Genomic DNA, 12,332 nt, shown 5'->3' with positions numbered 1-12,332 from the left:
AGCGGCTGGCCGACCGCTTCGTCGCCGTGCTCACCGCCTTGGCCACCGCGCCGGAGCTCCCGGTGGGCGACATCGCGCTCCTCGACGACGACGAACGGCGGCGGGTGGCGCAGTGGGAGAGCGGAGCGGTGCGCGAGGTCGACCCGACCTTGCTGCCCGATCACCTGGTGCGGCGGGCGGCCGCGAATCCCGAGGCCGTCGCGCTGGTATTCGAGGACCGGTCGGTGACCTACGGCGAATTCGCCGCCCGCGTCGCCGAACTGGGTCGGCGACTGGTCGACGCGGGGATCGGCCCCGAGGACGCGGTGGCGGTGTGCCTGCCGCGGTCGGTGGAGATGCTGGTGGCACTGCACGGGGTGATCGCCGCGGGCGGGCAGTACGTGCCGATCGACCCGCAGACCCCCGCCGATCGCGTCGAGTACATGCTCGCCACGGTGGGGGCGCGCACGGTGCTGGTGGGCCCCGGCGACGAGTCCGGAACCGTCGCCCAGACCGCCCGGGCGGCCGGCGCCCAGCTGGTGATCGTCGATGCCTCCGGCGGTTTCGACCCGGGCATCGTGCCGATCACCGACGCGCAGCGACTCACGCCGCTGCGACCCGACCACGCGGTCTACACGCTGTTCACCTCCGGATCGACCGGCCGGCCCAAGGGTGTGACCCTGACCCACGAGGCTGTGCTCAACCGCTTGTGGTGGGGGCTCGACGAGATCGCGTGGCGCGCCGACGACGTCGTCGTGCAGAAGACGCCCTATACCTTCGACTGCTCGGTCACCGAGCTGTTCGCGCCGATACTGGCCGGGGCGACCCTGGTGATCGCCCGTCCCGGCGGCCATGCCGACCCCCGCTACCTCGCGCAGCTGCTGGAGTCGCAGCGGGTCACCTCGGTGCATTTCGTGCCGTCGATGCTCTCGGTCTTCCTCGACGTGGTGCCGCGCGAGCAACTGGCCCGCCTGACCGAGCTGCGCTACGTCTCGACGACCGGCGAGGCGCTGCCCCCGGCCGTCGCAGCACAGGTCCTCGACTCCCTCGACGTGGACCTGTGGAATCTGTACGGCCCGACCGAGGCGGCGGTGGAGATCACCTACCAGCGGGTGACCGAGGTCGGCGCGGTCGTGCCGATCGGGGCACCGGTGTGGAACTCGACGGCGCTGGTGTTGGACGCCCGGCTGGCCCCGGTGCCGCCGGGGGTGGCCGGCGAGCTGTATCTGGGCGGGGTTCAGCTGGCCCGCGGATATGCTGCGCGCGGCGACCTGACCGCCGAGCGCTTCGTGGCGAACCCGCTCGGCGCGCCGGGGGAGCGGATGTACCGCACCGGCGACCTGGTGCGGTGGAACGCATCGGGTGGGCTGGAGTACCTGGGCCGCACCGATTTCCAGGTGAAACTGCGCGGGCAGCGCATCGAACTCGGCGAGATCGAGTCGGCGATGGCCGCCGCTCCCGGCGTCGTGCACGCCGCCGCGACCGTCGTCGCCGGGCCGGGTGGCACCGAACACCTCGTCGGCTACGTCAGTGCCGCCGGGGGGCCGGAGGTCGACGTGGCGTCGGTCAAGGCCGCCGTGGGCGCGGTCCTGCCGTCGTACATGGTGCCGACGGTGTGGGTGCCGCTGGACGACGTCGTGCTCAACTCCGCGGGCAAATTGGACCGAAAGGCGTTGCCCGCCCCCGATTTCACCGCCCTGGCCGCCGAATTCGTCGCACCGCGGAATCCGCGGGAGGCGGCGGTGGCCGCCGCGTACGCCGAAGTCCTCGGCCTGTCCGAGGTCAGCGTCACCGAATCCTTCTTCGACCTGGGCGGCAACTCGTTGTCGGCGACGAAGCTCGCCGCGCGGGCGGGGGACGCCCTCGGTGTCGACATCTCGGTCCGCGACGTGTTCGAGGCGCCGACGGTGCGGGAACTCCTGCGCGGCGTCGGTGGCGACGCCCCCGCCGGTCTGCCGCCGATCACCGCCGCCGAACCGCGCCCCGCCCGGATCCCCCTCACCAACGCGCAACGCCGCATGTGGTTCATCAACCGCTTCGACCCGGCCTCGGGGGCCTACAACATCCCGATCGGCCTGCGCGTGCGCGGCCCGCTCGACATCGACGCGCTGCGTGCCGCACTCGACGTCGTGCTTTCCCGCCACGAGGTGCTGCGCACGCTCTTCCCCGCCCACGACGGCGTGCCCCACCAACTGGTCCTCCCGGCCGACGACGCCGCGGAACTGGTCGACTGGGCGGTGGTCGGGGACCGCGCCGCACTCGAGGCGGCGGCCACCGACGGCTTCGACCTCGTCGACGAACTGCCCATCCGGGTGCGGCTGCAGCCCGTCGCCGACGACGAGCACATCCTGCTCGTCATGATCCACCACATCGCCGGCGACGGGCAGTCCGGCGGCGTCCTCGCCCGTGCCCTGATCGCGGCCTACGCGGCCACCGCCGCCGGCGGGGAGAGTCAGGCAGACCCGTTGCCGATCCAGGTCGCCGACGTCGCCATCTGGGAGGAGCGGGTCCTCGGGTCGGCCGACGACTCGGGATCGGTGCTCGGTGCCGAGCTGGACTACTGGCGCAAGAACCTGGAGGCGGCCCCCGACCTGCTCGAACTGCCAACGGACTTCCCGCGCCCGGCGGTCGCCTCGACCCGGGGCGCCAGCGTCGGATTCGAGATCCCGGCCGACCTCGCCGCCGCGATCGCCGAGTTCTCCCGCGAGCACCGCGTCACCCCGTTCATGGTGGTCCACACCGCGCTGGCCGCCCTCCTGGCCCGGCTGTCGGGCACCGGCGACATCGTCATCGGCTCACCGGTGGCCGGTCGCGGGCGCCGGGAACTCGACGGCCTGGTCGGCATGTTCGTCAACACCCTGGTGCTGCGCACCGCCGTGGACCCGGGCGTGCCGCTGGGCGAACTCCTCGACCAGGTGCGCGACGTCGACCTCGCGGCCTTCGAGCACGCGCATCTGCCGTTCGAATACCTGGTGACCGAATTGGCGCCGACGCGCTCGGAGGCCTTCGCGCCGCTGGCCCAGGTCCTGCTCACCGTCGAAGACGGCGCCGGGGACACCGCCGGGCTCACCCTGCCTGGCGGTCTCGCGGTGGAGCCGCTCACCCTCGCCGAGGAGCCGGCGCGGGTCGACCTCACCGTCGGCGTCGGGGTCGCGCCCGCCGGGCAGCCGTGGGGTGGCCGCATCGCCTATGCCGCCGACCTGTTCACCGACGATTCGGTTTCCGCCCTCGGCAGGCGGATCGTCGCGATCCTCGGCGCCCTGGTCGCCGCACCCGACACACCGGTCGGGGCGGTACCGCTGCTCGACGACGCCGAACAGCGGGAACTGGTGCCGATGACCACCGGTCGCGCCGTCCCGCCGGTGCTGCTGGCCGATCTGTTCGCGGCCGCCGTCGCCGATGCTCCGGATACCGTCGCCGTCGTCGACGGACTCGGCGTCCAGCTCACCTATCGCGAACTCGACGAGCGCTCCACGCGCCTGGCCCGCTGGCTGATCGCCCGGGGCGTCGGCGCCGAGCAGATCGTCGCACTGCTCATCCCACGTTCGGCGATGGCCTACACCGCGGTCTGGGCGGTGGCCAAGACCGGTGCCGCCTACGTCTCCATCGACCCCGACTATCCGCCGCAGCGCGTCGCGAACATGCTCGAAGACTCGGGCGCGGTGTTGGCGCTCACCGTCGACGGCATCGAGCCCCCCGACGGCGCCCCCGCTACGGCGAACATCGGCGGGACGCGGCTGCTCCCCGACATCGCCGCACAATCTTCCGAGCCGCTGCGCGCCGCGGAACTCGCCGCCCCCGTCGACGCCGACAACCTGGCCTATGTCATCTACACCTCCGGCTCGACCGGGCGCCCGAAGGGGGTCTCGGTCAGCCATCGCGGCCTGGCGAACTTCGCCGCCGCCCAACACGCGGGTCTGCGCGTCGAGCGGGGTGCGCGGGTCCTCGGGTTCGCCTCGCCGAGCTTCGACGCCTCGGTGCTGGAATACCTGATGGCCGTGACGGCTCGGGGCACCATCGCCTACCGGCCGACCCAGGCCGTCGGCGGCGCCGAGCTCCAGGCGTGGATGACCGAGCAGCGGGTCGAGCACGGCTTCCTCACCCCCTCGGTCCTGGCGACCCTCGACCCGCGGGACCTGCCCGATCTCAAGGCCCTGATGGCCGGCGGCGAGGCCGTGCCCGCCGCCCTCGTCGGCCGCTGGGCGCCGCATGTCGTGGTCCACAACCTCTACGGGCCGACCGAGACCACCATCGGCGTCACCCTGTCCCCGCCGCTGCGGGACACGGGCGGACCCGTGCTGCTGGGCGGGGCGATCCCCGGCATCGCGCTCCTCGTCCTCGATGGTCGACTCCAACCCGTCCCCTACGGGGTGGCCGGCGAACTCTACGTCGCCGGCGCCGGGCTGAGCCGCGGCTACCTCGACCGGCCCGGGCTGAGTGCGGAGCGCTTCGTCGCGAATCCGCACGGCGAGCCGGGGGAGCGGATGTACCGCACCGGTGACGTCGTGCGCTGGGTGCGCGGGGAGGACGGGACGCCGAGCATCGAATACGTCGGTCGCTCCGACGACCAGGTGAAGCTGCGCGGCCTGCGCATCGAGCTGGGCGAGATCCAGGGCGTGCTCGCCGCGCACGCGGACGTGGCGTCCGCCGCCGTAGTCGGAGTCGGCGGGTCGAGCGCCACCGCCCTGGCCGCCTATCTGGTCCCGGTGCCCGGGCGCGCACTCGACGTCGACCGGGTGCGGACCCATGCCGCCGCGGCGCTGCCGGCCTACATGGTGCCCGGAAGCATCACGGTGATCGACGAACTCCCGATGACCCCGGTCGGCAAACTCGACACGGCGGCGCTGCCGGAGCCGGTCTTCGCGGCCGCCGACGACTACGTCGAGCCGGCCACCGACGCCGAACACACCGTGGCGGCGATCGTCGCCGACCTGCTGGACATCGAGGTCGACGGCGTCGGGGCCACCGCCTCCTTCTTCGACCTGGGCGGCAACTCGTTGTCGGCCACCCGGCTGGCCGCCCGCGTCGGTGAGGCCTTCGGCACCGAGGTGGGCGTCCGCGACGTATTCGAGGCCCCGACGGTGCGGGATCTGGCACGCATCGCCACCGCCGCTACCGGCGCCGCTTTGGCACCGGTGGTCGCCGTGGTGCCGCGACCCGACGAGATCCCGTTGTCGTTCGCGCAGCAGCGGATGTGGTTCCTCAACCAATTCGAGCCGGCCTCACCCGCCTACAACATCCCGTTGGTCCTGCGGCTGGTCGGCGACGTGGACCTGGCGGCGCTGCGCGCCGCCTTCGACGACGTCGTCGACCGTCACGAGGTGCTGCGCACCGTCTACCCCGCGGTCGACGGTGCGCCGACGGCCGTGATCGCCGCCGCCGACTCGGCGGCCCAGCACCTGGACTGGCAGGTCGTCGACTCCTTCGCCGGGATCGAGAGCGCCGTCACGACCGGTTTCGACGTGTCGCGGCAGTGGCCCGTGCGGGTGCGGGTGTGGCCCGGCGCCGACGGGGTGGTCCTCGCGGTGGTGGCACACCACATCGCCGCCGACGGCGAATCCCTGCAACCGCTGACCGGCGACCTGGTCCGGGCCTACGCCGCCCGGTCCGCCGGTCGCGACCCCGGCTTCGAGCCGCTGGAGGTGCAGTTCGCCGACTTCGCCCTCTGGCAGCAGCGCGAACTGGGGACGGTGGCCGACGAGGATTCGGTGCTCGCCGGCCAATTCGACTATTGGCAGCGGGAACTCGCCGGGCTGCCCGACCTGGTCGAGCTACCCGGCGACCGCCCCCGGCCGCCGGTCGCGACGCATCGGGGCGCCCTGGTGCGTGCCGAGATCCCGGCGTCGGTCGTCAGCGGAATCGAGCGGCTGGCGCGCGCGAGCGGTGCCACCGAGTTCATGGTCTTCCACGCCGCCCTCGCGGCGCTGATCGGCCGATTGGCCGCCGCGGACGACGTGGCGATCGGCGCGTCCAGCGCCGGGCGGGGACGGGCCGTCCTGGACCCGCTGGTCGGCATGTTCGTGAACACGCTGGTGTTGCGGACCGCGGTCGACCCGAAGGAGCGCTTCGCCGACTTCCTCGAGAAGGTGAAGACGATCGACACGTCGGCCTTCGCCAATGCCGACGTCCCCTTCGAATCGCTGGTCGACGCCCTCAACCCGGTGCGGTCGGAGGCCTTCGCCCCGCTGACCCAGGTGCTGGTCTTCTTCAACCGGCTCGGCGGCCTTTCGACGGGTGTCGACCTACCGGGATTGTCGATCGAGCAGGTCGAGGCGCCGACGGTGAGTTCGCGCGTCGATCTGACCGTGCAGGTGTCCGCGGGGGCCGCGGGCCAGCCGTGGTCGCTCGGATTGGAGTACGCCACCGATCTGTTCGACGCCGCCACCGTGGCCCGCTTCGCCGACCGCCTCGTCACCGTCCTCGCCGAGGCCACCGCCGATCCCGCGCGGGCCGTCGGCGACATCGAGATCCTGCAGGCGCCGGAGGCGGCCCGGCTCGAACGTGTCGAGTCGGGCGAGCGGCGCGACGTGCCGGCTCTGCCGCTGGTGACCGACGCGGTCTTCGCCCAGATCGAGGCCACCCCGGAGGCCGTCGCCCTGGTCGCCGAGGACGGCCGCGAGCTGACCTACCGCGCATTCGGTGCGCGGGTGTCGCAGTTGGCCAGGCGGTTGATCGCCGCCGGGGTGGGCCCCGACGACGCGGTCGCGCTGTCCATCCCCCGGTCGATCGAGATGGTGATCGCCATCCACGCGATCGTCGCGGCCGGCGGACAGTACGTCCCGGTCGACACCGGCGCGGTGGCGCAACGGGTGGAACACATGCTCGACGCGGCCGGGGTGTCGGTGGTGCTCACCGCCGACGCGGTGGGCGCGGCACCGGCCGTCGTCGAGGTCGCCGGCAGCCGCGGCGCCCGCGTGCTGGACTTCACCGCCGACGAACCTCTCGGAGAGGAGGCGCTACTGACGGCGGCGGAGCGCCGTGGCGCCGTCAGTGCAGACAACGCCGTCTACACGCTGTTCACGTCGGGCTCGACCGGTGTGCCCAAGGGGGTGACGCTCAGTCACGCGGCAGTGCTCAACCGACTGTGGTGGGGGCTGGCGGCGCTCCCGATCGACGAGGGCGACGTCGTCGTCCTGAAGACCCCGTACACCTTCGACGTGTCGGTTCCCGAGTTGTTCGCCCCGCTGATGACCGGCGCCCGGATGCTGGTGCTGGGGCCGCAGACGCACCTGGATCCGCGGGCGCTGGCCGATGCGATCTCCCGCGCGCGGGCGACGATGGTGCATTTCGTCCCGTCGATGCTCGGTGCCTTCCTCGACGTCGTCGGACCGGCCCGACTGGCCGAACTCGACTCGGTCCGCATCATGTCCTTCACCGGGGAGGCGCTGCCGCCGGCGAGCGCCGCCGCGGTGCGTGACGCGCTGCCGCAATCCCTGCTGTTCAACCTGTACGGCCCCACCGAGGCCGCCGTGGAAATCACCGCCGAACCGATCGAGTCGGTGGACGGCTCCGCGACGTCGGTGGCGATCGGCACGCCGGTCTGGAACTCGTCGGCCATCGTCCTGGACTCGCGGTTGCGGCGGGTGCCCGAGGGGGTCGCCGGCGAGCTGTATCTGGGCGGGGTCCAACTCGCGCGCGGCTACGCGGCCCGGCCCGACCTGACCGCCGACCGATTCGTCGCCGACCCGTTCGGCGAGCCCGGCGCCCGGATGTACCGGACCGGCGACCTGGTGCGCCGCCGCCCCGATGGTGTGCTGGAGTATCTCGGTCGCACCGACTTCCAGGTGAAGCTGCGCGGCCAGCGGGTGGAACTCGGCGAGATCGAAGCGGTCATGGGGCGGGCCCCCGGCGTCGTCCACGTCGCCGCCACGGTGCACGAGACATCCTCCGGCGAGCAGCACCTCGTCGGGTATTACAGCCCGTCGTCGGTGTCGTCGCAGGCCATCGGGGAAACCGTGCGCGCCGCCCTGCCCGGCTACATGGTGCCAACGGTGTGGGTCGGCCTCGACGACGTCGTGCTCAACGCCGCGGGCAAGCTGGACCGCAAGGCGCTGCCGGAACCCGAGTTCGCCGTCACCGCGCTGATCGAGCCGACCAGCCCCATCGAGGAGACCATCGCCGACGTCGTCGCGGCGGTCCTGCACCTGGACCGGGTGGGGGTCACCGACTCGTTCTTCGACATCGGCGGGAACTCGCTCTCGGCGACCAGGGTGGCCGCGCGGGTCGGCGAGGCGCTCGGCGCGGATGTCACGGTCCGCGACGTCTTCGAGGCGCCCACGGTGCGCGGGCTCGCCGCGCGCGTGGGGACGGCCGCCACCCGTGCGCCGCTGGTCGCCGGCCCCCGACCCGAGCACATCCCGCTCGCCTACGCGCAGCAGCGGATGTGGTTCCTCAACCGGTTCGACCCGGCGTCGCCGGCCTACAACATCCCGGTCGCGCTGCGGGTGCCCGGCGGCCTGGATGTCGAGGCTCTGCGCGCCGCACTCGTCGACGTCGTCTCCCGTCACGAGGTGCTGCGCACCGTCTACCCGGTGGTCGACGGCACGCCGGTCGCGCAGATCGTCGACGAGCGGGACGCCGCGGCGCGGTTCGACTGGGCCGTCACCGACACGGCCGAGGAGGCGCTCGCCGTCGGCGCTCGCGGATTCGACGTCGGCACCGACCTGCCGATCCGTGCGCGCGTCGCCGCCGACGGTGCCGACCACGTGCTGGTCATCGTGGTCCACCACATCGCCACCGACGCCGAATCGATGCCGGTCTTCACCCGCGACCTCGGCGCGGCCTACGCGGCCCGAGCCAACGGTGTGACACCGACGTGGGCGCCGCTGCCGATCCAGTACGCCGACTACGCGCTGTGGCAGCGCGAGCAACTCGGCGACCCCGACGACGAGGGGTCGATCCTCGCCGCCCAGATCCGGTACTGGTCGCAGACCCTCGCCGAACTGCCCGAGGTCGTCGACCTGCCCGCGGACCGTCGGCGCCCGGCGGTCGCGGATCTGTCCGGCGCCCAGCTGGTCTTCGACTTCGGTCCGCAGCGGTCCGCGGCGGTCCATACGACCGCCGCGCGGGAGGGGGTCACCCCGTTCATGGTCCTGCACGCCGCCCTGGCCGCCACGGTCGCCCGGCTGGCGAGCACCGATGACGTCGCCATCGGCGCGGCGGTCGCCGGGCGGGGGCAAGAAGCCCTCGACGACCTGGTCGGCATGTTCGTCAACACCGTCGTATTGCGCACCCGCCACGGCGGCGGCGACAGCGGCCGGGCCCTCCTGCAACAGGTCTCGGGCGTCGCGATGGAGGCCTTCACCCACGCCGACGTGCCCTTCGAGCAGGTGGTGGAAGCCCTCGCGCCCAACCGGTCGACCGCCCATGCCCCGTTGTTCCAGGTGGGGATCAACTACCTCGTCGACGCCGGCGGCGCCGCCGCCGGGGATACGGCGGCCGACGGCGGCACCGAGCTGCGGGTGATCGACGATCCGGCGCCGATCGCGAAGGTCGATCTGCAGGCGGCATTCACCGAGACGGCCGGGCGCGGCCTGCGCGGCGGACTCACCTATGCCACGGCATTGTTCGACGAGGCGACGATCGCGGCGTTCCGCGACACCTTCCTGGCGATCCTCGACGCCGTCACCGCCGATCCCGATGCGGTCGTCGCCGACATCGACATCCTCGACGAGCAGGACCGTCGCGACCTCGTGCCGGTGCTGGGCGACCGGAACCCCCTGGCGCCCGCGACGGCGCGCGAGATCTTCGCCCGGCGCGCGCTCGACCCCCGTCGGCCAGCGGTCGTCGAAGCCGACCGCGCGCTCGACTACGCCGGATTCGAGTCGCTGACCAACCGGCTCGCGCGCGAGCTGATCGGTCGGGGCGCCGGACCGGAGACCGTCATCGGTATCGGGATGCCGCGGTCGTTGGAGGCCGCGGTCCTCATCACCGCGATCCTGAAGGCCGGCGCGGCCTACCTGCCGCTGGATCCGGGGCTGCCGCCCGAGCGCCTGGCGCATATGGTGGCCGACGCCGACCCGCTGCTGATCGCGGTGCGTCGCGCCGATCGGGACGTCTTCGAATTCGCCGGTCAGCGGCTGATCACCGTCGGCGACCTCGCGCCGCGACCGGATGCCGCGATCACCCCGGCCGCCGACCTCACCGTCCGCAGCGTCTCGGGGCACCCGGACCTCCCCGTCGCCGACGCGGAGCTGAGCGGGAGGTGCGGCGTCGACTCGCTCGCCTACCTCGTCTACACCTCCGGGTCGACGGGGCGGCCCAAGGCCGTCGCGGTGAGCCACCGCGGTTTGTCCCGGCTCAACCAGCAGCATCGCGAGTGGACGCGCGAGCTTCCCGACACCCGGGTCCTGGCCGTCGCGGCCATCGGCTTCGACGGGGCCTTCTTCGAGCTGTTCGCCGCGTTCGGCCTCGGGCTCACCCTCGTCGTGGCACCGGCCGACGTCTACGCCGGCGAGGGACTGGTCGAGGTGATCTCCCGGCATCGGGTCACCGACGCGGTGATCACCCCGGCCGTGCTGGCCACGATGGACCCCGCGCGCGCGTCCTCGCTTCGCCACCTCGGCACCGCCGGGGAGGCGGTCGCGCCCGAGGTGGTGGCGCGCTGGGCGCCGGGCCGCGAACTCTTCAACGGCTACGGCCCGACGGAGACCACCGTGTCGGCCACCGGAGCGATCTTGACCGCCGGGCGGCCGATCCGCATCGGCCGACCGGTGCCCGGGATGGGTGCCGTCGTCCTCGACGAGCGGCTCCGGTCGGTCGGTCGCGGTGTCGTCGGTGAGCTATACCTCCTCGGCGACAAGCTGGCGCGCGGCTACCACGGCCAACCGGGGCTGACCGCGGCCCGGTTCGTCGCCAACCCCTTCGGCGACTACGCGGGGCAGCGGATGTACCGCACCGGTGACCTGGTGCGCTGGACCGGGGATCCGGCCGAGCTGGAATTCGTCGGGCGCTCCGACCACCAGGTCAAGATCAACGGCCAGCGCGTCGAGCTGGGCGAGATCGACGCCGCGCTCGCCGAACAACCCGGCGTCGCCACGGCGGTGACGATCGGCGTGACCGACCGGCACGGCCGCAGCCGGTTGGCCGGGTATCTGGTCGCCGAGCCGGGGGCGGCGGTGGATGTCGCCGCCGTGGCCGATGCCCTGCGCCTGCGGCTACCCGCCTATATGGTCCCGGCCGCCCTGGTCGTCATCGACGAACTGCCGCTGACGGTCATCGGCAAACTCGACCGCCGCCGACTCCCGGAACCGGAGTTCCCCGACGACACCGGCGGCTACGAGCCGCCGGCGAACGAGGTCGAACGCCTCGTCGCCGAAGTGTTCGCCGAGGTACTCGGCGTCGACCGCGTCAGCGTGGCGCAGAGCTTCTTCGACGCGGGCGGCAACTCGCTCTCGGCCACGCGGGTCGTCGGCGCGCTGCGCAACCGGGCCGATGCCGATCTGTCCCTGGCCACGCTGTTCGCCGACCCGACGCCGCGCGGAGTGGCCGCTGCCCTGGCCGGATCGGCCGGCGTGGTCAACGACGTGCTGATCACCCTGCGCGCCGACGGCGGCGCGCCGCCGCTGTTCTGCATCCACCCGGCAGGCGGATTGGCCTGGTTCTACGGCGGACTGGCGCCCTATGTGGCGAACCGACCCGTCTACGGATTGCAGGACCCGCACGTCGTGCTCGACGAGCCGGAGGCCTCGTCGGTTCCGGAGTTGGCGCAGCGCTACGTGCGCGAGATCCGCGCGGTCCAACCGCGCGGCCCCTACCATCTGCTCGGGTGGTCCATCGGCGGACACGTGGCCCACGCGGTCGCCGTGGCCCTGCAGGCGGCCGGCGAATCGGTGGCCTATCTGGGCTTGATGGATGCCGCCGTGGCCGAGGAGGGTGCGCCGGCCGATACGGGGACCGCCGAAACGGACGGGGCGCCGACCCCCGATGTCGGTGACCTCTTGGGCGGCTGGCGCGAGCTGTTCCAGCTCGACGAGGGCGTCACAGTCGAGAGCGCCGAGGAGGTCGCCGAGGTGGTCCGCGACCAGATCGAGAAGATGGGGCTGCTGCGGCCCGGCCAGGTCGACCGGGTGATGGACAGCTTCGCCAATGCCGCCCGGATCGGATCGGCGTACGAGCCGCCGGTTTTCGACGGCGATCTGCACGTCTTCACCGCCACCGCGGACAAAGCGGATCCGGCGACGGTCGCCGCGGGCTGGCGTGGTCGCGTCACCGGCCGCGTGATCAACGTCGACGTCGACACCCATCATCTGGGCATGGCCGATGCCGACTCCCTCGCGGTCATCGGACCCGCCGTGCAGGACGGGCTGGATGCGGCGGCGCACACGACGGAGGAGCGTCGGGACCCGGATTAG

1 protein-coding gene (only partly in view) is annotated in these 12,332 nt (G+C 72.8%); it reads left to right on the top strand.

The window, feature by feature from the left end:
* A protein-coding gene (locus tag HUN08_RS14045; protein WP_124246721.1) for a non-ribosomal peptide synthetase crosses the window boundary here: on the top strand, positions 1-12,332 show its 3' portion. 5,242 nt of this gene lie to the left of the window's left edge; only the last 12,332 of its 17,574 coding nucleotides appear in the window; its start codon lies beyond the left edge, outside the window; the stop codon is at positions 12,330-12,332.

It is taken from the genome of Gordonia sp. X0973, from assembly GCF_013348785.1.
Classification (GTDB): domain Bacteria; phylum Actinomycetota; class Actinomycetes; order Mycobacteriales; family Mycobacteriaceae; genus Gordonia.
Note: the sequence above shows the minus strand (reverse complement) of the source record. Positions and strands in the feature narration are given on the sequence as shown.